The organism is Streptomyces humi, assembly GCF_001005085.2.
GTDB classification, from domain to species: Bacteria; Actinomycetota; Actinomycetes; order Streptomycetales; family Streptomycetaceae; genus Streptomyces; species Streptomyces humi.
Genome location: NZ_LBMU02000021.1, coordinates 208,042 through 229,536 on the forward strand (window position 1 = coordinate 208,042; position 21,495 = coordinate 229,536).

The following is a 21,495-nucleotide window of genomic DNA, read 5'->3' on the forward strand; positions in this document are numbered from 1 at the left end:
CCATGAAAACGCCATAACACAAGAGCCCTGTAAGGACCGCGAGGTTCCCCTGGCCCCCACTCGGCGGCACAGCCGCCGTCCGGGGGCGCGGGGAACCGCGCGACCAGCCACGACGCACCCGCATCCGGCCGCGTACGGAGCCCCCCACACCCGTAGCCGCAAAAACCCCTTTACCCCCCGTGAAATACTGGATCCGTCTACCAGCACCCACGAGGAGAACGGCTCCCACCCCATGGCCTCGGTCACGTCCCTCAGCGACTCCGTCAACCAGCAGCTCACGAACGCCCTCTCGGCCACCCTGCCGGAGGCCTCCGTGGACCCCCTGCTGCGACGCAGCGACCGGGCCGACTACCAGGCGAACGGCATCCTCGCCGCCGCCAAGAAGGCCAAGGCCAACCCCCGGGAGCTGGCCACCCAGGTCGTCTCGCACATCACCACCGGCGCGGACCTGATCCAGGACGTCGAGGTCTCCGGCCCCGGCTTCCTCAACATCACCCTCGCGGACCGGGCGATCACCGAGAACCTGGCCGCGCGGTACGCGGACGGCGACCGGCTCGGCGTGGCCGCCAAGGCCGACCCGGGCGTCACGGTCATCGACTACGCCCAGCCGAACGTCGCCAAGGAGATGCACGTCGGCCACCTGCGTTCCGCGGTGATCGGCGACGCCCTGCGCGGCATGCTCGACTTCACCGGCGAGAAGACGATCGGCCGGCACCACATCGGCGACTGGGGCACCCAGTTCGGCATGCTCATCCAGTACCTGATCGAGAACCCGGGCGAGCTGTCCGCGGAGACCGACACGGACGGCGAGCAGGCCATGTCGAACCTGAACCGGGTCTACAAGGCGTCCCGGGCGGTCTTCGACGCGGACGAGCAGTTCAAGGAGCGGGCCCGCAAGCGGGTGGTCGCCCTCCAGTCCGGCGACAAGGAGACCCTCGACCTCTGGCAGCGGTTCGTGGACGAGTCGAAGGTCTACTTTTACTCGGTCTTCGAGAAGCTGGACATGGAGATCCGGGACGACGAGATCGTGGGCGAGTCGGCGTACAACGACGGCATGCCGGAGACCGCCCGCATCCTGGAGGAGAGCGGTGTCGCGGTCCGTTCCGAGGGCGCGCTCGTGGTCTTCTTCGACGACATCCGGGGCAAGGACGACCAGCCGGTCCCGCTGATCGTGCAGAAGGCGGACGGCGGCTTCGGCTACGCGGCCTCCGACCTGACCGCGATCCGCAACCGGGTCGCCGGCCTGCACGCCACGTCCCTGATCTACGTCGTGGACGTCCGCCAGTCGCTGCACTTCAAGATGGTCTTCGAGACGGCGCGGCGGGCGGGCTGGCTCACCGACGACGTCACCGCGCACAACATGGGCTACGGCACGGTGCTGGGCGCGGACGGCAAGCCGTTCAAGACGCGTGCGGGCGAGACCGTCCGGCTGGAGGACCTGCTGGACGAGGCCGTGCAGCGGGCGGCGGAGGTCGTACGCGAAAAGGCCCAGGACCTCACCGAGGCGGAGATCCAGGAGCGGGCCGCCCAGGTCGGCATCGGCGCGGTGAAGTACGCCGACCTGTCGACCTCCGCGAACCGGGACTACAAGTTCGACCTGGACCAGATGGTCTCGCTGAACGGCGACACGTCCGTGTACCTCCAGTACGCGTACGCCCGTATCCAGTCGATCCTGCGCAAGGCGGGAGAGGTGCGGCCCGCCGCCCACCCCGAGCTGGCGCTGCACACGGCGGAGCGGGCGCTGGGCCTGCACGTGGACGCGTTCGGTGACACGGTCTTCGAGGCGGCGGCGGAGTACGCCCCGCACAAGCTGTCCGCGTACCTGTACCAGCTGGCCTCGCTGTACACGTCGTTCTACGACAAGTGCCCGGTCCTCAAGGCCGACACCCCGGCCCAGGTGGAGAACCGCCTGTTCCTGTGCGACATGACGGCCCGCACCCTGCACCAGGGCATGTCCCTGCTGGGCATCCGGACGCCCGAGCGGCTCTGAGCGTCTGCACCGCGACAACGGCCTGTGGCCGCTCCTCCCGGGGGAGGAGCGGCCACAGGCCGTTGTTCGGATGGTGCGGCTGTCGCGGCTGTCAGGCGGCGAAGCGCTTGAAGGCGGCGCGGGTGCCCGAGCCGGCGATGCCGTCGATGTCACCGGTGTAGCCGTAGTCGGCCTTCAGCAGCCGCTGGAGCGCCTTGATCGTGTTGGTGCCGGGGTCGCCGTCGATGGCCCCGGTGTAGCCCCAGTACTTCGTGAGGCAGCGCTGGAACGCCTTCCAGCTGTTGGGGCCGAGCTGGCCGTCGATGCCGTCGGTGTAGCCCCAGTACTCCGCCAGGAAGTTCTGCACGTTCTTGGCCTCGGCGGTGGTCAGGCCGAAGTTCTCGTAGGAGGCCAGGGTGGCGGCCTGCGCGCTCACCGCCGGCTGCGAGACCGGCGCGGCGAAGCTGGTGCCGGCGGTCGCCAGGGAACCGGCGGCGAGACCGGCGACGGCGGTGATTCCGACGAGGGTCCGGGCCAGAACGTTCGGTCGCATGCGTTCCTCTTTCAGGTCGTGGGCCGGCGCCCGGCCCGTTCGGCGAGCCGGTGCCGCCACCACGGTGCGGGCCGCCCGGCCGGCCCCGCCACGGCTGTCGGCGAAGTGGCGGCATCCTGGGACGCCACCTTCTCTGACCTGCACTGACACCCTCCCGCGGGACGGAGTGACGGGACGGCCGTACAGGGGTGGCCATGCTCATGCAGAATGCGGTCGGAGCGGGGGGCCGCTGACCACGGTTCGTGACCGCATCGGGGGGGGACATGTCGCGCTGGAAAGCACTGCCCGCTGAACTGGATCCGCGCGTACGGCAGTTGGTGGTGCGTCTGCGCCGGCTGAAGGACCACAGCGGGCTGAGCGTGCGGCAGCTCGCCGCGCGGACGGGGTACAGCCCCAAGTCGTGGGAACGGTATCTGGGCGGCCGGTCACTGCCGCCCGGGGAGGCCGTGGCGGCACTGGCCCGGATCGGCGGGGATGATCCGACCCGCCTGCTGACGCTGCGCGAGGTGGCGGCGGAGGCCTGGGAGAACGGGAAGGACCGCGGCGGAACCGCCGTACCGGCTGCTCCCGCCCAACCGGCCGCTCCCGCCGAACTCGCCCGCCCCGCCGCTCCCGCCGATCCCCCCGGCCCCGTCGGGGAAATACGGCTCTCCGTACGGTCGTTGCGGCTCGCGCTCGCGGCCGGGGCGGTGGCGCTGGTACTCGCGGTGTCGTCGGCCGTGCTGGTGACCTCATGGCTCACCGGGCGCTCCGGCGCCGACGACGACGAGACGCCGCGGACGGCTCCGCTCGCCGCGTCGGCACCGGCCTCGACACCCTCGTACGGCTGCCGTCTGAAGCGGGTCGACGGAGCCTGGTACGCGGGCAGCAGCCGGACCGGGGACGCCACCGTGGGGTACGGCGAGTCGGGGCCGGACGTCGTGGAGGTGCAGTGCCTGCTGCGCCGGGCGGGTGTTTCGCCGGGCGGCATCGACGGCATGTTCGGCCCGCTGACGCGGGGCGCGGTGGTGCGGTTCCAGAAACGGGCCGGGCTGGTCGGCGACGGCATCGTGGGCCCGCGCACCTGGAAGGCGCTGCGGGGATGACCCCGGAACGGACCCGGCTGGCCGCCTCGCTGCGGGAGTTGAGAGCCCGCACCGGCCTGAGCATGGCGGCGCTCGCGACGAAGACGGCCTTCAGCAAGTCGTCCTGGGAGCGCTATCTCAACGGCAAGTCCCTGCCCCCGCGCCAGGCGGTCCAGGAACTGTGCCGACTGGCCGGCGAACCGGACGGGCGCTGCCTGGCCCTGTGGGAGATCGCGGAATCGGAGTGGAGCGGCCGGGGAAAGGAACCGACTGCACCGACGGCGACACCCACGCCCTCGACCACGCCAACGCCAACGCCCACTGCCACTGCCACTGCCACTGCCACGACCACGACCACGCCAACGACCACTGCCACGGGCTCGCCCACGACCATTGCCGCGGGCCCGGCCACGGGTGCGGTGCCCACCGCGGCGCCCGCGCCCGCCTCCCGTCTCGCCGGGCACCGGAGCGTCGTCGCCGTGGCGGTGCTGGCGTCGGTGTGCGCGGTGGCCGTGGGCGCGGTGGCGGTGGCGGTCGCACTGCTGCCGTCGGGCGCCGACGGCGCTTCGCGCGCGTCCGCGGAGGCGGCCCCGCACCAGGACCCCGCACCGTCCGCCCCGCACTGCCGGGGCGCGGCCTGCGAGGGCCGTAGCCCGATGGCCATGCGGTGCGCCGCCTCCCCCGTCACGCTGGCCACCCGTCACACGGCCGGCGGCGCCTGGCTGGAGGTGCGCTACAGCAAGGAGTGCGGGACGAGTTGGGCGCGCATGTGGGGCACGCGGGTCGGTGACCGGCTGAAGGTGACGGCAGGCGGCCGGGTGCACGGCGCCGAGATCAGGACGGCCGCCGAAGCGGACGCGTTCGTGTACACCCCGATGACGGCGACCGCCCCGGGCACCACGATCCGGACCTGCTTCCGCCCCGCCGGGGACGGCGGCCGGGAGTGCGTCACCTCCGTGCCGCGGTGACGCCCGCGACGACGGGGGTCTCGAACTCGGCCCACACCACCTTGCCGAGCTGTCGCTCGGTCACCCCCCACTTGTCGGCGAGCGCCCCGCCCAGCAGCAGCCCGCGGCCGCCCTCGTCCACGGTGTCCGCCTGCCCGGCGGCCGTCGGCAGGCCCGGCCCGCTGTCGTGCACCTCGACGCGGACGGCCTCACCGTCGTACCGCAGCCGCAGGAGGAAGCCACGGCCGGGCGGCACGCCGTGCAGGAGGGCATTCGTGGCCAACTCGCTCACGCACAGCGACATGTCGTCGGCGCGGACCCAGCCCGCCAGCCCCCAGCACCTGAGCGACTGCCCGGCGAACCGCCTGGCAGCGGGCACGGATCGGCGCTCCCGGGCGTAGAACTGTTCGCGCGGGTAGAGGAGTTCGTTTCGGTCGTTCACGGGACGAATGTCGCGCAGAGTGACCAGCCTGGTGCAGGGAGTGGACCCGTACGGATTTTTTGTACGGGCCCCGACCCGGTGACGTACGCGTGCCCCAGGGGATTGAGACCGACATGAGCGCGAAGAAGCCACCGCGGCCGAAGAACCAGACGTCGTTGAAGATGCTCGGCAAGCAACTGGGCGCGGCCCGCCGGGCGGCCGGTCTGACACAGACCGAGCTGGGTCTCCGGGTGGGCCTCGACGACCAGACGATCGCGTCCATCGAACAGGGCAGGCGGGCACTGAAACCGGACACGGCGGCCCTGCTGGACGAAGTGCTGGACACGAAAGATGTGTTGACGGCGGGGGTGGCCAACCTGCCGGACGTCGACCAGTTCCCGATGTGGGCCGAGGTCTACATGGAGCACGAACGCGAGGCGATCGCCCTGTCCTGGTACGACAACGCGGTCCTCCCCGGCCTGCTCCAGACAGAGGCCTACGTGCGGGCCGTCCTGCGCAACCGCGTGCCCGCCTACGACGGGGACGAGGTCGAGACGCGGACGGCGGCCCGGCTCGAGCGCCAGGAGATCCTGCACCGCAGCAACGCGCCGACGCTGAGCTTCGTCGTCTGGGAACCGGTGCTGCTGATGGCACTCGGTGGACCGCAGGTGCGCACGGCCCAGCTCCGTCACCTGCGCGGGATCGCCGAACTGCCCTGCGTCTCGTTGCAGTTCCTGCTTCTGAGCAGCCCCTACCACGCCGGGGTCGACGGGCCCTTCACTCTCCTCGAAACCCCGGACCACCAGCACCTCGCGTACGCCGAATCCCAGCGCGGCAGCCAGTGGGTCTCCGACGCGGACGAGGTCTCCAGGCTCGCGCGCAAGTATGCGATGCTGCGGACCCAGGCCCTGACAACCCAGGACTCGATGGACCTGCTTGACCGCTTGCTAGGAGAGCAATGACCAGCGTGGCCCCCCAGTGGTTCAAGTCCAGCTACAGCGGTCCGGAAGGTGACGCCTGCCTCGAAGTGGCCGTCGCCTGGCGGAAGTCGAGCTACAGCGGCAGCGAAGGCGGCCAGTGCGTCGAAGTCGCCGCCTGTCCCCACGTCGTCCACGTCCGGGACTCCAAGAACGGCCCCTCCCCCGACGCACCGGCCCTCGCGCTCGGTCCCGCTCCCTGGGCCGCCTTCACCGCCGCCCTCAAGTGACCGTGCCCGGCGGCGTTGTCAGTGGGCGGCTCTACAGTTCACTGCCATGGCGACTCTTCCCAACCCGCTGCCCAAGCTGGCGACCGATCCGAGTGGTCGGTCCCTGGGGTTGCAGCTCCCGCCCGGGAGACTGATCGACGCGACACTCCACGGGCCCTGGCACGAACCCCTGTTGTGGCACGCGGGTCAGCCCGCGGGGCCCGGCACCTGGACGGCGCTGGGTGCGCAGGCCGGCCGGGCGGGCCTGCTGCCGGTCCTCGTCGACGTGTCCGAGCTGGACGACTGGGACTTCGCACCCGCCGAGACCTCGTACCCCGGTGACCACCACGCCGAGGACGTGCTGGAGGACCTTTGGGAGGAGGACCCTCCGGAGGACGAGGAGTGGCCGGGACTGGCCCCCGCCGGCGCACTGGTCGCCGCCCCGGACGCACGGGCCGCCGAGGTCGCGGACGCGCTCAGCCAGGGGCGGCCCTGGCTGAAGGAGCCGCACCTGGCGCTGGTGCCGGCGCGGCGCAGCGCGGACATACCGGCGGCGCTCGGCTGGAGCGGCCCGGTCAACCACGAGGAGGACGTGGCCCGGCTGTGCTCGGTGCTGCGCTCCTGGGAGGACCGGTTCGGGATACGCGTGGTGGCCCTCGGCCTGGACCACCTCGCCGTCTCCGTCGCCTCCCCGCCCACCGACCTGGACGCGGCGGAGGCGATCGCCGTCGAGCACTTCGCGTTCTGCCCCTACACGGTGCTGCCCGGCACCGACGACACCCTCACGTCGTACGCCGAGCAACTGCTCGGCGAGCGGTACTGGCACTTCTGGTGGGACTGACCGGCATCAGGCCCTGAGGGCCTCGGCCAGTCGGTCCAGGCCCTCGCCGATCTCCTCCGGGGTCTGCGTCACGAAGCACAGGCGCAGGGTCGAGCGGTCGGGGTCGGCGGCGTAGAAGGGCTCGCCGGGGACGTAGGCCACCAGGTGGTCCACCGCGCGCCGCAGCAGCGCGGTGGTGTCGTACGGCTCCGGGAGCCGCGCCCAGAGGAACATGCCGCCCTCGGGCCGGTTCCACACCGAGCCGGCCGGGAGGGCGTCGGGGAGACCCGCGAGCATGGCGTCCCGGCGTTCGCCGTACACGGCACGGACCTTGGCGACGTGCCCGTCCAGGACGTCCAGGTAGCGGGCCGCGGCCAGCTGGTTGAGGGTCGGGGTGTGCAGGTCGGCCGCCTGTTTGGCGACCGCGCAGGCGCGGCGCGGCCCGCCGGGGGCGCGCAGCCAGCCCAGGCGCAGACCGGGGGCCATCACCTTGGAGAAGGATCCGAGCAGGATCGTACGGTCCTCGGCGCCGGGCAGGGACGCGATCCAGGGGACGGGCTCACCGTCGTAACGGAGTTCGCCGTAGGGGTCGTCCTCGACGATCCACAGGCCGTGCCGGGCGGCGGTCTCGGCGAGGTCGGCGCGGCGGGCGGCCGGCATGGTGCGGCCGGTGGGGTTCTGGAAGGTCGGGACGAGGTAGAGGAGCTTGGGCCGCTCGCTGCGGATCAGCTCCGCCAGGGCCGCCGGGTCGACGCCGTCCGCGTCGCAGGGCACCGCCAGCACCCGTGCGCCGGCCAGCCCGAAGACCTGAAGTGCCGCCAGGTAGCAGGGGCTTTCCACGAGGACCGTGTCCCCGGGTTCGACCAGCGCGGTCGCCAGCAGTGAGAGTGCCTGCTGGGAGCCGGTGGTGATGAGCAGGTCGTCGGCGTCGGTGGGCAGGCCCCGGGCGGAGAGACGGGCGGCCAGTCCGGCTCTCAGCGCGGGCTCGCCCTCCGTCGTGGAGTACTGAAGCGCCCGCTCCGGGGTCTCCGCCAGGACCGCCCGGAAGGCGTCCGCTATGCCCTCCCGGTCGAACAGTTCGGGAGCCGGCAGCCCACCCGCGAAGTTGATCACCTCGGGGCGCGCGGTCACCGCGAGGATCTCCCGGACCGGCGAACCACCGACGGCCCGGGCCCTGGCCGCGAGCGGCGGAGGCGGGGCGGAGGCACGGGCGGGGGAAGCTGGGGTGGCGGTCATGGTGGGCTCCTCGGGCTCCTCGGGCTGATCGTCGTCCTGGCCGGAGCCTAGAGAGGTAGATGCCGTCTACACCTGTGATTCCGCGATCCGGACGGACGCCTCCCAGACCCTCCCGACGGTCCTCGAACGTCCCGTACCGCCGTCCCAGGGGGCGGGATCCGTGCAGGTCACCGGCGTGGACCAGGTCCGGGCGTCCCGAATTCCCGGGGTGCCCTGGCGGTTCGGGCCGACCGCCGCGCAGGCTGAGGGCACTTCGGGATCACCGACCACGTCGACCACCTCGACCACTTCGACCGCGCCGAGATCGTCAAGGGAGCACCCGCATGTCCGCCACGCACCGCACCCCGGCCGTCGCCAGGCGCCGTCTCCTGACGGCGGCCGCCCTGGCGCTGGTCGCCGTGACCACCCTGAGCGGATGCCGGGACGGCCAGGGCGTACGCGACGAAGGTCCGTCCGCCGCCGCCCGGTTGCGGCCCGACGGCGACGCGGACCGCGCCGCCGGGACCGTCCGCGCTCAGCCCGCCGACGCCGGCGAACCGGACCGCCAGGCCTCGCCGCCCAGCGGGAACTCGTAGGCCGGCCGCCCGTTGTTGCCACTCGTGCGGAACGGCCGCCCCTTGTCGCCGATCCGCAGGGTCCCGTGCCGCGACCCGCTGGACCAGGCCAGCTCCAGGTACCAGCCCACGGAGTACGCGGAGGCGTCGGCCCTGACGTAGAAGACCTCGGGGTCCGACTCGCTCACCTTGAACGGGAAGTCCCGGTGTCCCGACTCCGGCACGACCGCCGGCCGCATCGCGTCCAGGGCGACGGTGAAGGAGCGGGTGGGGACGCCCGCGCCGCAGCCGACGCCCGGGTAGCCCATGGCGTAGTCGTTCCAGGCGAGGGGTGCGCCGCGGTCCACCGTGCGGACCGTGAGGCTCTCCAGCACCACGGACTCGGAGCCGGTGCCCTGCACGGTCAGCGTGACGTACTGCTCTCCCGAGGACACGGCCTGGTGCGCGGCCACCCAGGCGGCCGCGTCGGACTCCACGGGGGGCGGCGCCACGTCGGCGGGGGGCCGGTCGATCAGGTAGCGCTGGGAGCAGGGGCTCTCCCAGGAGTAGGGCTGGGTGTTGACCGTGAGCGGCGGCACGGCGGACGTGCCGGTCCCGGTCCCGCCGGCGGCCGAGGAGGGGGCCGTACCGGCTTCGGTCGCCCGGTCGGTGACGGAGGCGGAGGCGGACGCGGACCGGGACGGGGTGGCGCCGGACGGCGTGCCCGAGGAAGACGGCGTGGCCGTCCGCGGGCCGTGGGTCAGCGGGGTCGCGGCACCCGCGGGGCCCGCGTGCTTGTCGTCACCGCTCCCGCCGGAGGGCAGCCCCACGGCGAACACGGCGGCCCCGAGCAGCGCGACGGCCACGGTCCCGGCGAGCAGCACGGGCCGCAGAGCCCACCGCGAACGCCCACCGCCACCCGCCCGAACCGCACCTCCGGCCCCCATCCCGGACTCGGCCCCGGCCCCGGCCCCGGACTCGGACTCGGGATCGGGTTCGGAATCGGCCTCGGACTCGGAATCGGACTCGGACTCGGACTCGGCCGACGGTGCGGACTCCGCCAACGGTCCGGCCTGCACCGCGGGTTCGGCGCCGACCGTCGCTGCGGCGTCGCCCTCCGGTTCGGCGTCGGCCACCGGCATCGGGCCCGCGTCCCGCGTGTTCCGCGTCGCCCGCTCCTCCCGCCGGCCCGCCGCCTCCTGCTTGCGCCCCCGGTCCGCGTCGGCCAGCACCCACCGCCGGTGCAGTTCGACGAGTTCCGCGGGTCCTGCCTTGCAGAGCCGGGCGAGGCGTTCCACGGGCGCGTAGTCCGTCGGTACCGCGTCCCCGTTGCAGTAGCGGTGCAGGGTCGACGTACTCATGTGCAACCGCTTGGCGAGCGTGCCGTAGCTGAGCCCCGAGCGGTCCTTCAACTCCCGCAGCAGCTCCGCGAAACCGCTTCCAGCCGTGCCGTCCGACACCGTTCCTCCGTCCCCCCGCGTCCCGTTCCCCCGTTCCAGGGAAGGGCTGTTCTCCCAGGTCAAAGCCGGTGTGGGCGTTCCAGTGTCCCGGATCGTCCGGCGGCTGTGGCGGACGGGACGGGGCGGCCCACAGGCTGTGGCCATCCAAGCACGCCGTCACTCGAAAGAGGATTCGCCATGCGCACCACCCGCCGCCTCCGTCTGCTCGCCGCCACCGGCACGGCCGTCGCCGCCCTCGCCCTGACGGCCTGCCAGGACGGCACGGGCACCAAGGACGAGGGCACGGCCGGCTCGGCCACGGCCACGTCGACCACGGCGTCGGCCGCGGCCACGCCGAAGGCCTCGGAGGGGGCCGACGGTACGAGCACCGGGACGGGCACCGGAACGAGCACCGGGGCAGGCACGGGTACGAGCACGGGCACGGGTGCGGGCAAGTCGGCACGCACCCCCGCCGGCACCACGACCGCCAAGAAGTCCGGCGGCGGCCAGGACGACGCCTCCGCCGACCGCGTCCTCTGCAACGGCTCGAACACGGCCGTCAGGGTCCAGTCGCTCTCCCGCCCCCTGAACCACATGCTGATCACGGTCACCAACACCGGCAGCAAGCTCTGCGACCTGACGTACTACCCGATCCTCCGCTTCGACGAGATGCAGTGGGCCCCGCAGGGCGCGAAGGAGACCCAGCCGCAGGCGGTCACGACGCTCGCGCCGGGCGAGTCCGGGTACGCGGGTGTCCTGCTGTCGGCGGCCGACGGCAGCGGCGACGGCGGCACCACCGGCCACAAGCTGACCGTCGCCTTCCAGGGCATGACGCCGAACAGCAGCGGCGGGGCGTCGGCGCTCCCGTCGCTGCCGGCGAAGGGCGTGTACTACGACAGCTCGCTCCAGGTGACGTACTGGCAGCAGAACCGCGCCGACGCCCTCGACTGGTGAACGGGGCCGGAGCGCTCAGGCCTTGACGGCGAGGCCGGCGGCGGCCGCGGCGCGGTCGGCGAAGGGTGCGGGGCGGCGGCGAGGACGCCCGCCAACCCAACACCCAACTGCTGTGGAAACGCCCTCAGTCCAGCATGCGTGCGGCCTCGACCGCCCAGTACGTGAGGATGTTCCGCGCGCCGGCCCGCCTGATGCCGGTCAGCGTCTCCAGGATCGCCCGGTCGCGGTCGATCCAGCCCTTCTCGGCGGCGGCCTCGATCATCGAGTACTCGCCGGAGATCTGGTAGGCGGCCACCGGCACGTCCACGGCGTCCGCGACCCGCGCGAGGATGTCGAGGTAGGGCCCGGCCGGCTTGACCATCACCATGTCGGCCCCCTCCTCCAGGTCGAGGGCCAGCTCCCGCAGGGACTCGCGCACGTTGGCCGGGTCCTGCTGGTACGTCTTGCGGTCCCCCTTGAGGGACGAGCCGACGGCCTCCCGGAACGGGCCGTAGAAGGCGGAGGCGTACTTCGCGGTGTAGGCGAGGATCGCCACGTCCTCGCGCCCGATCTGGTCGAGCGCGTCGCGGACGACGCCGATCTGCCCGTCCATCATCCCGCTGGGTCCCACGACGTGGGCGCCGGCGTCGGCCTGCACCTGGGCCATCTCGGCGTACCGCTCCAGGGTGGCGTCGTTGTCGACGCGGCCCTCGGCGTCCAGCACCCCGCAGTGCCCGTGGTCGGTGGTCTCGTCGAGGCACAGGTCGGACATGACGAGCAGGTCGTCGCCGACCTCGGCGCGCACGTCCCGCAGCGCGACCTGGAGGATCCCGTCCGGGTCGGTCCCGGGTGTGCCGAGGGCGTCCTTCTTGCCCTCCTCCGGCACCCCGAACAGCATGATCCCGGAGATGCCCGCCTCGACGGCCTCCGCCGCCGCCTTCTTCAGGCTGTCCCGGGTGTGCTGGACGACCCCGGGCATCGCGGTGATGGGCACGGGTTCGCTCACGCCCTCCCGCACGAAGGCGGGCAGGATGAAGTCGGCGGGGTGCAGCCGGGTCTCGGCGACCATGCGCCGCATGACGGGGGTGGACCGCAGCCGCCTCGGCCGGGTACCGGGAAAGGAGCCGTACGTCGTCATGGCCTCCACGCTACGCCCGTCCCCGGCCCCCGCTTGCCGACGGGACGTCGGCGCCCCGACCCCTTCCCCGCCCGTTCCCCGCCCGCGCGGAAGCCGGACCGCCGGACCGGCTCAGGCCTCAGACTTCCGACCTCAGCCCCAGACCTCAGCCCCAGACCTCAGACCTCAGACCTCAGACCTCAGACCTCCAGCTGGCCTTCCAGCTTCTTGAGGCTGTGGCGGGCCAGGGCGAGGTTGCTGCGGGCCCGGTCCAGGGCCAGGTAGAGGAAGAGCGAGCCACCGACGCCGGTCAGGGGCCGGATCAGGTGGTACTGGCCGCCGAGCGTGATCAGGATGTCCTCGATCTCGTCGTCGAGGCCGATGGACTTCAGGGTGCGCTGCTTGGCGCGGACGACCTCGGTGTTCCCGGCCGCCGCCAGCTCCAGGTCCAGGTGGGGGCCGCCACCCAGCACGCCGAGGGACATGCCGCTCTCGTAGTCGACGAGGGCGACTCCGAGGGCCCCGTCGATGCCCATGGCTTCCTTGAGCGTCGTCTCGATGTTCACGCTGCTGCCCTCGATTCCTTGCGTGGGTCGACTCGGACGCAAGCAGCTCCACAGGGGTTGCTTCCCGAACGCTCCGAGTCCGAATAAGCCTCATCTTTGGCCAGTGTTGCAAGAGTTGGCAATAAAGTACTGTGCGAAGCGAGCGTCAGGAGGGGGAACTCATGGCTTCGCTCGACACCGTCCTGGACGGCGTCGTCGGGACGCCCGGCGTGACCGCCGCGGCTCTCCTGGACGGCGTGACGGGCCTCTCCTACGCCGAGCGGGGCGAGCCGGGACCGGCCCAGGACGCCCAGGAAACGGCCCACTTGGTGAGCACACACCTCAACCGCGCCGGTTTCACGGGCGAGTTGGAGAGCATCGTCGTCACCACGACCGCCCACCATCATGTGACGACCCGGGTCGAGCGGCAGGGCGACCCGCTGCTCCTGTTCGCCCTGGTGGACCGGCACCGTACGAACATCACCTGGGCGCTGCGGGACCTGGCCGAGCACACGGGCCGGCTGCTCGCATGACCCCGGACGCACCCACCACCCGAAACGTTCCTGCGCTGCTGGCCGGTCTGCACACCGAGAAGGCCACCGCGACCGTCCTGGTGTCGGGCACGCCAGGCGGTGCCATCCACGTCCGGGACGGCATGGTCGTCGGCATGGAGACCCCCGGCGCCCCCGGTGTGGAGGTGCTCCTCCTCAAGTCGCACCGGATCGCGGAGGAGGACTGGACGGCCGTCCGTGCCACCGGCGCCGACCCCGCGCGGGTGGCCCTGGAACTGGTCGCCGGAGGTCTGCTGGGCGCCGCGGAACTGGAGATCACCGGCCGGGCCGCCCTGTTCGACGCGGCCTTCGCGCTGGCCCTGACCAGCCCGGACGGCTGGGAGGTGACCGCTCCCCGGTCTCTTCTCGACACCGGCACCGCGGTGTCCCCGGACCGTCTGGTCACCGAGAACGCCCGCCGGCTCCGGCTGCTGGCGAACGAGCGCGGCGCCACCGCCCGCTTCGCCCGCGACCGCCTGGAACCGGCCCCGGAGGCCCGCGACCCGCGACGCGTCGCGCGGCTCTCCGCCCGGCACCGCACCGTACTGACCGCCGCCGACGGCCGCCGGACCCCCCGGGACATCGCCTTCACCCTCGGCCGCGGGCTGTTCGCCGTGCTGCTGGACCTCCGCGACCTGCTGGCCGAGGGGTTCCTCCGGTCCCCGGCCGCCGCTCCCGCTCCGCGCCCCAGCACGGCCCCGCGCACCTCACCCGCCGCCACGGCGGCGGCACCGCACCCCACGGCGGCCCCGCTCCCCCGCCGCAAGCGCTGAGCCCCGGGGAGGCCGTCGCCTCCGCACCACCGAGCACGACCGCACAGGAAGAAGCCACCATGAACGACCCCGTGCAGGACATCCTCGTCTCGTTGCGCGAGCGGGTGATGGGCGTCTCCGAGACCGTCCTGGCCACCGTCGACGGGCTGGTGGTGGCCGCCGACGCCGACAAGACCCACCCCGAGTCCATGGCCGCCCTGGCCTCGGCCGCCCTCTCCCTGGGCAACCGCCTCGCGGAGCAGGGCGGCACGGGAACCCTGCGCCAGCTGACGGCCCAGTGCGGCGCCGGCCACGTCATCGTCACGGCGGTGGGCACCCGAGCCCTCCTGGCCGTGGTAACGGACGAGGGAATCGACGGCCTGGCCTTCGACCGTGAGATCCCCACGGTGGTAGCGGACCTCAAAAAGATCCTCGCCAACGACACGGCGTAAGGGGAAGCGCCCCGTCAGGGACGCTGAGAACTGCGCGACCAGCCCCACCGGCCCGCGGGGGCCCGCAGCGAATGGTCGAAAAGGGGCCCGGGGCTCAGCCCCGGACCCCTCTCGCCCTACCTCACGTGGTGTCTCGCCCTACCTCACGTAGTGGTACGCCTCCTGCGCGCCCCCGGCCGCCGCTCGCTCGGCCGCGTCACCGGATCCCCGGCCTCCAGCGCGCTCGCGCGCCGCCGCAGGCCGAACTCGGCCAGCGCCTCGGCCAGCTTGCCGACCGACGGCTCCGGAGCCATCACGTCCACCCGCAGCCCGTGCTCCTCCGCGGTCTTGGCGGTGGCCGGGCCGATGCACGCGATGACCGTCACGTTGTGCGGCTTCCCGGCGATACCCACCAGGTTCCGCACGGTCGAGGACGACGTGAAGAGCACGGCGTCGAACCCGCCGCCCTTGATCGCCTCGCGGGTCTCGGCCGGCGGCGGCGACGCCCGCACGGTGCGGTACGCCGTGACGTCGTCGACCTCCCAGCCCAGCTCGATCAGCCCGGCGACCAGGGTCTCCGTGGCGATGTCGGCGCGCGGCAGGAAGACCCGGTCGATCGGGTCGAAGACCGGGTCGTACGGCGGCCAGTCCTCCAGCAGGCCCGCGGCCGACTGCTCGCCGCTCGGCACCAGGTCCGGCTTCACGCCGAAGGCGACCAGCGCCTTGGCGGTCTGCTCGCCGACCGCCGCGACCTTGATGCCCGCGAAGGCGCGCGCGTCCAGGCCGTACTCCTCGAACTTCTCCCGGACCGCCTTGACGGCGTTGACCGAGGTGAAGGCGATCCACTCGTACCGTCCGGTGACGAGCCCCTTGACCGCCCGCTCCATCTGCTGGGGCGTGCGCGGCGGCTCGACGGCGATCGTCGGCACCTCGTGCGGTACGGCCCCGTACGACCGCAGCTGGTCGGAGAGGGACACCGCCTGCTCCTTGGTGCGCGGCACGAGCACCTTCCAGCCGAACAGCGGCTTGGACTCGAACCACGACAGCTGGTCGCGCTGGGCGGCGGAGGACCGCTCACCGACCACGGCTATCACCGGCCGGCCGCCGTCGGGCGAGGGCAGCACCTTCGCCTGCTTGAGCGCCTGCGCGATGGTGCCGAGGGTGGCGGTCCAGGTCCGCTGCCGGGTCGTCGTACCGGCGACGGTGACCGTCAGCGGGGTGTCCGGCTTGCGGCCCGCGGCGACCAGCTCCCCGGCGGCCGCGGCCACCGAGTCCAGCGTCGTGGAGACCACGACCGTGCCGTCCGAGGCACCGACCTCGGTCCAGCACCGGTCGGAGGCGGTCCGGGCGTCCACGAACCGGACGTCCGTGCCCTGCGCGTCCCGCAGTGGCACACCGGCGTACGCCGGCACCCCGACCACGGCCGCGACACCCGGCACGACCTCGAAGGGCACACCGGCGGCGGCGCAGGCGAGCATTTCCTCGGTCGCGTACGTATCAAGTCCCGGGTCCCCGGACACCGCACGGACGACCCGCCTGCCACCCCGCGCGGCCTCCATGACAAGATGAGCCGCATCCCGCGCGGGCGGGAGGGAAGCGGTTGCTGACACGCCGTCAACAACCGTGAGTTGAGGCGTGCCTGTGCCCGGATACGGATCCGACGAGGGATCCGGGTTCGTGGGCACGACGGAGACACCCTGCCTGGCGTGGCTCCTGATCACGTCGAGCACGTCGTGCTCGGCGACCAGGACGTCCGCGCTGGACAGTGCCTCCACGGCACGCAAGGTCAGCAGTCCCGGATCCCCGGGTCCGGCACCCAGGAAGGTGACGTGCCCGTGATCGAGGCCGGCGGGAAGGTTGGTGGGGCTCACTGTGCTCGCTCCCCCATCAGACCGGCCGCGCCCTGGGCAAGCATCTCGGTGGCGAGTTCGCGACCGAGCGCCGTCGCCTGGTCGTATGTCTCGGGCACGGGACCGGTGGTGGACATCTGCACCGTCCGGGTGCCGTCGGTCGTGCCGACGACTGCCCGCAGGCGCATTTCCTTGACAGTCTGCCCGTCGGCCAGAAGGTCGGCCAGCGCGCCCACAGGGGCGGAGCAGCCGGCCTCCAGGGCGGCGAGCAGTGACCGCTCGGCGGTCACGGCGACCCGCGTGAACGGGTCGTCGAGTTCCCCGAGCGCGGCGATCAGCGACGCGTTGTCCGCGACGCACTCGATCGCCAGTGCCCCCTGGCCGGGGGCGGGCAGAACCGTGTCGACCGACAGGAAGTCGGTCACCTCGTCGATGCGCCCGATGCGGCTCAGGCCGGCCGCGGCCAGCACCACCGCGTCGAGCTCGCCGTCGTGCACGTATCCGATCCGGGTGTCGACGTTCCCCCGGATCGGGACGGTCGCTATGTCCAGCGCGTGCGCGCGGGCGTACGCGTTGAGCTGTGCCGCGCGGCGCGGCGAACCGGTGCCGATGCGGGCCCCGCGCGGCAGGTCGGTGAACTTCAGCGCGTCCCGGGCGACGATCACGTCCCGGGGGTCCTCGCGCACCGGCACGGCGGCCAGCACCAGCTCTTCGGGCTGGGTGGTCGGGAGGTCCTTCAGCGAGTGAACCGCGAAGTCGACCTCGCCGCGCAGCAGCGCGTCCCGCAGGGCGGTCACGAAGACACCCGTGCCGCCGATCTGCGCGAGGTGCTCGCGGGAGGTGTCGCCGTAGGTGGTGATCTCGACGAGCTCGACGGGCCGTCCGGTCACCTGGCTCACGGCTTCCGCCACTTGCCCGGACTGGGCCATGGCGAGTCTGGATCGCCTGGTCCCCAGTCGCAGTGGATTGTCACTCATACCGGTCGGTCCTTCTCGGTCGTGCTGTCCACGGCCCGGGAGACGGCGGCCACCGTCTCGGGGTCGAGGTCGAACAGGGTCCGCAGCGCGTCCGCGTACCCGGCGCCGCCGGGCTCGGCCGCGAGCTGCTTGACCCGTACGGTCGGCGCGTGCAGCAGCTTGTCGACGACCCGGTGCACGGCCTGGCGGATCTCCCCGCGCTGGCGTTCGTCCAGGTCGGGCAGGCGCCCGTCGAGCCGGGCGATCTCGCCGGCGACGACGTCCGCGGCCATGGTCCGCAGGGCCACGACGGTGGGTGTGATGTGCGCGGCCCGCTGGGCGGCGCCGAACGCGGCCACCTCGTCGGCGACGATCCGCCGCACCTGGTCCACGTCGGCCGCCATCGGGGCGTCCGCGGAGGCCTCCGCCAGCGACTCGATGTCCACCAGGCGGACCCCGGCCAGCCGGTGCGCGGCCGCGTCGATGTCACGGGGCATGGCGAGGTCGAGGAGGAAGAGCGCGGGGGCGGGACGGGTGAACCCGGCGACCGGCTCCGGCCTGCGCCGCTCGGGGATCCGGCCGGTACGGGCGGCGGTCGCGGCGAGCGCGCCGATCAGCTCGGCGTCGGCTTCGACGGTCTCGGGGGTCCGGCGGCCGGCCTCCCGGATGTCCACCGTCCCGTTGTCCACCCAGGCCGCGTGCTGCTCCAGCTCGGCGGCGGCCATCCCGGCGACGGCGGCCTCGCCGAGCACCGAGAAACCACTCTGCTCGGCGGCCAGGTCGAGCGGGCAGTTCTCGTCGGCGCCGAGGCTCGTGCCCGCGACCGGCTGCTTCGGCGCCGCCGGTGCGACGATCTCGGTGACAGGCTCACCGGTGCGCCCCTCGACGGCGGCCGCAACCGCGTCCGCCGTCAGCACCAGCCCCGTCGCCCCGGTGCATGAGACCACGACGTCGGCACGTGTCAGCTCGCCCGGCACCGCGTCCATCGGTACCGCGCGGGCCGTCACGTCCGTGTCGTCGCCCTCGGTGAGGATCCGCGCCAGCCGCTCGGCCCGGTCGTACGTCCGGTTGGCCACGACGATCTCCGCCACCCCGGCGCGCGCGAGCGTCGCGGCGGCCAGCGAGGACATCGAACCGGCGCCGATGACCAGCGCCTTCTTGCCCGTGGCCCAGGTCTGCACATCGGCACCGGCGGCCAGCTGCTCGAGACCGAAGGTGACCAGCGACTGCCCGGCCCGGTCGATGCCGGTCTCGGAGTGGGCGCGCTTGCCGACCCTGAGGCCCTGCTGGAACAGGTCGTTCATCAGCCGCCCGGCGCTGTGCAGCTCCTGCGCGCGGGCCAGCGAGTCCTTGATCTGGCCGAGGATCTGCCCCTCGCCGACGACCATCGAGTCCAGCCCGCAGGCCACCGAGAACAGGTGGTGGACGGCCCGGTCCTCGTAGTGCACGTAGAGATAAGGAGTGAGCTCGTCCAGCCCGACCCCGCTGTGCTGGGCGAGCAGCGTGGACAGCTCGGCGACCCCGGCGTGGAACTTGTCGACGTCGGCGTACAGCTCGATGCGGTTGCAGGTGGCGAGCACCGCGGCCTCGGAGGCCGGTTCGGCGGCGACCGTGTCCTGGACCAGCTTGACCTGGGCGTCCATGGCGAGCGCGGCCCGTTCGAGCACGCTGACCGGGGCGCTGCGGTGGCTCAGCCCGACGACGAGGAGACTCATGCCGGCATCACGGCGGGTACGTCCCCGTCGGGTCCCTGCTCGCCGGGCTCCTGGTGGGCGGCGGCCGGCGGCACCGTGCCCCCGTGGTCCTCGCCGGCCTTGCGCTGCTCGTGGAAGGCGAGGATCTGTAGCTCGATGGAGAGGTCGACCTTGCGCACGTCGACGCCGTCCGGGACGGTCAGCACGGTCGGCGCGAAGTTCAGGATGGAGGTGACACCGGCGGCCACCAGCCGGTCGCAGACGGGCTGCGCGGCACCGGCGGGGGTGGCGATCACGCCGATGCTGACGCCGTTGTCCTGGATGATCTTCTCCAGGTCGTCGGTGTGCTGCACCGGGATACCGGCGACCGGCTTGCCGGCCATCGCCGGGTCGGCGTCTATCAGCGCGGCGACCCGGAAGCCACGGGAGGCGAACCCGCCGTAGTTGGCGAGGGCGGCGCCGAGGTTACCGATACCGACGATCACGACCGGCCAGTCCTGCGTGAGGCCCAGCTCACGGGAGATCTGGTAGACGAGATACTCGACGTCGTAGCCGACACCGCGCGTTCCGTAGGAACCCAGGTAGGAGAAGTCCTTGCGCAGCTTGGCGGAGTTGACCCCCGCGGCGGCGGCCAGCTCTTCGGAGGAGACCGTGGGCACCGAGCGCTCCGACAGTGCGGTCAGCGCCCGGAGGTACAGCGGAAGCCTGGCGACGGTGGCCTCGGGGATACCTCGGCTGCGGGTCGCCGGTCGGTGAGTTCGGCCAGTTGCCACGGTGCTCCAACGGGTTGAGCGGGGCTGCGGACGGTCACTCGTACCCAGACCGCCCCGTCGACAGCAGGCTATGTCTTTGTGAACGCGTGCACAAAGATGGTGTCCGATTTGCCCGGCCAACGTGACCGGGGTCACGCGCCCCCGGCGCAGTCGCACGGAACCGGCGCACACCCGCTCGCGCTCCCTCTCGCGCTCCCTCTCGCGCTCCCTCTCCGATGGGGGCAAAACCGTACACGCTCCTTACGAATCCCGCCCCCCGAGACCAAGCCGCCGTCGATCCTAAGCCACTTTCCCGCCGGTTTGGACTAGTCGGTCAGTGCCTTGCGCAGCCGCTCTTCGTTCACGCGCCAGAAGGTGTGCTGTTCACCGTCGACGAGTACGACCGGGATCTGCTCCCAGTACAGGTCGTGCAGCCGCGGGTCCTGGGTGATGTCCTGGTGCTCCCAGGGGACGCCGAGGTCACCGCACACCTTCTCGACCACGGCCTGTGCGTCATCACACAGATGGCAGCCGGGCTTACGGATGAGGGTGACCAGCCGCACACGGGGCGCGGGCACCTTCCGGCCGAAGAGGGGACTCATGTCGTCCATTGTCCCGCCCCTGGCAGGGCACGCCCGCCGCCTTCTGCACGCGTTCCGCATCAGCCTTCACGACCCGGTCGCGCAGAGTTCACACCCATCGAACTCCCGTGACTCCGGAACCGCCGAACGGACTGGCTATGCTCACGACATGGCCGCTCTCGGATGGCTCACTCCCCGTAGGCGCTCCGCCACGGCGCGGAGCGTGTTGGCAGGCGAGGCCTCGGCAGAGGCCGCGCGCAAGAACCAGGAAGCGCCGGCGCCCGTCGACGAAGCCGCGGAACCGGAGTTCCCGGTGCTCGGCGACGACAAGGCCGCCGCGTTCTTCGACCTGGACAACACGGTGATGCAGGGCGCCGCCATCTTCCACTTCGGCCGGGGCCTCTACAAGCGCAAGTTCTTCGAGACCCGCGACCTGGCCCGGTTCGCCTGGCAGCAGGCGTGGTTCCGGCTGGCCGGGGTCGAGGACCCCGAGCACATGCAGGAGGCCCGTGACTCGGCCCTGTCCATCGTCAAGGGCCACCGGGTCGCCGAGCTCCAGACCATCGGCGAGGAGATCTACGACGAGTACATGGCCGAGCGGATCTGGCCCGGCACCCGCGCCCTCGCCCAGGCCCACCTGGACGCGGGCCAGAAGGTCTGGCTCGTCACGGCGGCGCCGGTGGAGATCGCCGGCGTGATCGCCCGCCGCCTCGGCCTGACGGGCGCGCTCGGCACGGTCGCCGAGTCGGTCGGCGGCGTCTACACCGGCAAACTGGTCGGCGAGCCGCTGCACGGCCCGGCCAAGGCGGAGGCGGTACGCGCGCTGGCCGCGGCCGAGGGCCTCGACCTGTCCCGCTGCGCGGCCTACAGCGACTCCCACAACGACATCCCGATGCTGTCCCTGGTCGGTCATCCGTACGCCATCAACCCGGACACCAAGCTGCGCAAGCACGCCCGGGAGATGGACTGGCGGCTGCGCGACTACCGGACGGGCCGCAAGGCGGCGAAGGTGGGGATCCCGGCGGCGGCCGGGGTGGGAGCGGTCGCCGGCGGCACCGCCGCGGCGATCGCGCTGAGCCGGCGGCGCCGGTAACCCGGAGGGACCTCACCGCGCGCCCCTGACGGGGGCGCTGCCCGGCCATGCCCGGCGACCGGACGCACCCGA

23 protein-coding genes are annotated in these 21,495 nt (G+C 72.6%); 12 read left to right on the plus strand and 11 right to left on the minus strand.

Features of this window, described 5'->3' with window-relative positions:
* The first annotated feature begins 232 nt into the window (after positions 1 to 232).
* Entirely contained in the window at positions 233 to 1,990 is a 1,758-nt protein-coding gene (gene argS / locus AAW13_RS08455) for an arginine--tRNA ligase (RefSeq protein WP_046734123.1), read from the plus strand.
* A gap of 91 nt (positions 1,991 to 2,081) precedes the next feature.
* Here argS and AAW13_RS08460 read toward each other — a convergent pair whose 3' ends face one another.
* Positions 2,082 to 2,522, minus strand: coding sequence for a peptidoglycan-binding domain-containing protein (locus tag AAW13_RS08460; RefSeq protein ID WP_046734122.1), 441 nt, complete (start codon positions 2,520 to 2,522; stop codon positions 2,082 to 2,084).
* Between the two features lie 263 nt (positions 2,523 to 2,785).
* Between AAW13_RS08460 and AAW13_RS08465 the strand changes: the two genes are divergently transcribed.
* Positions 2,786 to 3,607 (plus strand): peptidoglycan-binding protein, encoded by an 822-nt coding sequence (locus tag AAW13_RS08465; protein ID WP_071659477.1) that lies wholly within the window; start codon positions 2,786 to 2,788, stop codon positions 3,605 to 3,607.
* A complete protein-coding gene (locus AAW13_RS08470; RefSeq protein ID WP_046734120.1) occupies positions 3,604 to 4,554 on the plus strand; it encodes a helix-turn-helix domain-containing protein in 951 nt (316 codons plus the stop codon). The genes AAW13_RS08465 and AAW13_RS08470 overlap by 4 nt, the downstream gene beginning before the upstream one ends.
* On the opposite strand, the gene AAW13_RS08475 is transcribed toward AAW13_RS08470, so the two are convergent.
* Positions 4,535 to 4,975: an ATP-binding protein gene (locus AAW13_RS08475; RefSeq protein WP_046734119.1), complete on the minus strand. Its 441-nt coding sequence runs from the start codon at positions 4,973 to 4,975 to the stop codon at positions 4,535 to 4,537. The two genes, AAW13_RS08470 and AAW13_RS08475, sit on opposite strands and share 20 nt — an antisense overlap.
* Before the next feature lie 113 nt (positions 4,976 to 5,088).
* Between AAW13_RS08475 and AAW13_RS08480 the strand changes: the two genes are divergently transcribed.
* From AAW13_RS08480 to AAW13_RS08490, 3 genes are read left to right on the plus strand one after another with little or no spacing between them, the layout of a single operon-like run.
* Positions 5,089 to 5,916 carry a helix-turn-helix domain-containing protein gene (locus AAW13_RS08480; protein ID WP_046734118.1) on the plus strand — a complete coding sequence of 276 codons (828 nt, stop codon included), beginning with the start codon at positions 5,089 to 5,091 and terminating at the stop codon, positions 5,914 to 5,916.
* On the plus strand, positions 5,913 to 6,161 hold the full coding sequence (locus AAW13_RS08485; protein WP_046734117.1) for a DUF397 domain-containing protein: 249 nt from the start codon (positions 5,913 to 5,915) through the stop codon (positions 6,159 to 6,161). The genes AAW13_RS08480 and AAW13_RS08485 overlap by 4 nt, the downstream gene beginning before the upstream one ends.
* 46 nt (positions 6,162 to 6,207) lie before the next feature.
* Positions 6,208 to 6,981: a DUF4253 domain-containing protein gene (locus AAW13_RS08490; protein WP_046734116.1), complete on the plus strand. Its 774-nt coding sequence runs from the start codon at positions 6,208 to 6,210 to the stop codon at positions 6,979 to 6,981.
* Between the two features lie 6 nt (positions 6,982 to 6,987).
* On the opposite strand, the gene AAW13_RS08495 is transcribed toward AAW13_RS08490, so the two are convergent.
* Positions 6,988 to 8,196: an aminotransferase-like domain-containing protein gene (locus AAW13_RS08495; RefSeq protein WP_071659478.1), complete on the minus strand. Its 1,209-nt coding sequence runs from the start codon at positions 8,194 to 8,196 to the stop codon at positions 6,988 to 6,990.
* A gap of 323 nt (positions 8,197 to 8,519) precedes the next feature.
* On the opposite strand from AAW13_RS08495, the gene AAW13_RS08500 reads away from it, so the two are divergent.
* Positions 8,520 to 8,771 (plus strand): hypothetical protein, encoded by a 252-nt coding sequence (locus AAW13_RS08500; RefSeq protein WP_046734154.1) that lies wholly within the window; start codon positions 8,520 to 8,522, stop codon positions 8,769 to 8,771.
* On the opposite strand, the gene AAW13_RS08505 is transcribed toward AAW13_RS08500, so the two are convergent.
* Positions 8,711 to 10,189 (minus strand): helix-turn-helix domain-containing protein, encoded by a 1,479-nt coding sequence (locus tag AAW13_RS08505; protein WP_046734155.1) that lies wholly within the window; start codon positions 10,187 to 10,189, stop codon positions 8,711 to 8,713. The genes AAW13_RS08500 and AAW13_RS08505 overlap by 61 nt on opposite strands.
* A 177-nt stretch (positions 10,190 to 10,366) precedes the next feature.
* Here AAW13_RS08505 and AAW13_RS08510 point away from each other — a divergent pair, with 177 nt between their 5' ends.
* Entirely contained in the window at positions 10,367 to 11,122 is a 756-nt protein-coding gene (locus AAW13_RS08510) for a DUF4232 domain-containing protein (protein WP_046734156.1), read from the plus strand.
* Positions 11,123 to 11,246: 124 nt separating this feature from the next.
* Here the strand turns inward: AAW13_RS08510 and hemB are convergent, their stop codons facing one another.
* Together hemB and AAW13_RS08520 are read right to left on the minus strand one after the other, a co-directional pair.
* Positions 11,247 to 12,239, minus strand: coding sequence for a porphobilinogen synthase (gene hemB / locus AAW13_RS08515; RefSeq protein WP_046734157.1), 993 nt, complete (start codon positions 12,237 to 12,239; stop codon positions 11,247 to 11,249).
* 179 nt (positions 12,240 to 12,418) lie between these two features.
* Positions 12,419 to 12,784, minus strand: a complete 366-nt coding sequence (locus tag AAW13_RS08520; RefSeq protein WP_046734158.1) for a hypothetical protein — start codon at positions 12,782 to 12,784, stop codon at positions 12,419 to 12,421.
* Between the two features lie 161 nt (positions 12,785 to 12,945).
* Between AAW13_RS08520 and AAW13_RS08525 the strand changes: the two genes are divergently transcribed.
* From AAW13_RS08525 to AAW13_RS08535, 3 genes are read left to right on the plus strand one after another with little or no spacing between them, the layout of a single operon-like run.
* Positions 12,946 to 13,296, plus strand: a complete 351-nt coding sequence (locus tag AAW13_RS08525; protein ID WP_052768750.1) for a hypothetical protein — start codon at positions 12,946 to 12,948, stop codon at positions 13,294 to 13,296.
* A complete protein-coding gene (locus tag AAW13_RS08530; protein WP_071659479.1) occupies positions 13,293 to 14,087 on the plus strand; it encodes a hypothetical protein in 795 nt (264 codons plus the stop codon). The genes AAW13_RS08525 and AAW13_RS08530 overlap by 4 nt, the downstream gene beginning before the upstream one ends.
* 59 nt (positions 14,088 to 14,146) lie before the next feature.
* Positions 14,147 to 14,518, plus strand: coding sequence for a roadblock/LC7 domain-containing protein (locus AAW13_RS08535; RefSeq protein WP_046734160.1), 372 nt, complete (start codon positions 14,147 to 14,149; stop codon positions 14,516 to 14,518).
* A gap of 143 nt (positions 14,519 to 14,661) precedes the next feature.
* Here the strand turns inward: AAW13_RS08535 and AAW13_RS08540 are convergent, their stop codons facing one another.
* The 5 genes from AAW13_RS08540 to AAW13_RS08560 form a co-directional block, all read right to left on the minus strand.
* Positions 14,662 to 16,368 carry a bifunctional uroporphyrinogen-III C-methyltransferase/uroporphyrinogen-III synthase gene (locus AAW13_RS08540; protein ID WP_046734161.1) on the minus strand — a complete coding sequence of 569 codons (1,707 nt, stop codon included), beginning with the start codon at positions 16,366 to 16,368 and terminating at the stop codon, positions 14,662 to 14,664.
* Entirely contained in the window at positions 16,365 to 17,324 is a 960-nt protein-coding gene (hemC, locus tag AAW13_RS08545) for a hydroxymethylbilane synthase (protein WP_046734162.1), read from the minus strand. The genes AAW13_RS08540 and hemC overlap by 4 nt, the downstream gene beginning before the upstream one ends.
* Positions 17,321 to 19,018 carry a glutamyl-tRNA reductase gene (locus tag AAW13_RS08550; RefSeq protein WP_046734163.1) on the minus strand — a complete coding sequence of 566 codons (1,698 nt, stop codon included), beginning with the start codon at positions 19,016 to 19,018 and terminating at the stop codon, positions 17,321 to 17,323. The genes hemC and AAW13_RS08550 overlap by 4 nt, the downstream gene beginning before the upstream one ends.
* Entirely contained in the window at positions 19,015 to 19,770 is a 756-nt protein-coding gene (locus tag AAW13_RS08555) for a redox-sensing transcriptional repressor Rex (protein WP_046734164.1), read from the minus strand. The genes AAW13_RS08550 and AAW13_RS08555 overlap by 4 nt, the downstream gene beginning before the upstream one ends.
* Positions 19,771 to 20,075: 305 nt before the next feature.
* A complete protein-coding gene (locus AAW13_RS08560; protein WP_206306172.1) occupies positions 20,076 to 20,360 on the minus strand; it encodes a glutaredoxin family protein in 285 nt (94 codons plus the stop codon).
* Positions 20,361 to 20,499: 139 nt separating this feature from the next.
* Here AAW13_RS08560 and AAW13_RS08565 point away from each other — a divergent pair, with 139 nt between their 5' ends.
* A complete protein-coding gene (locus tag AAW13_RS08565; RefSeq protein ID WP_071659480.1) occupies positions 20,500 to 21,423 on the plus strand; it encodes an HAD family hydrolase in 924 nt (307 codons plus the stop codon).
* Positions 21,424 to 21,495: the final 72 nt, after the last annotated feature.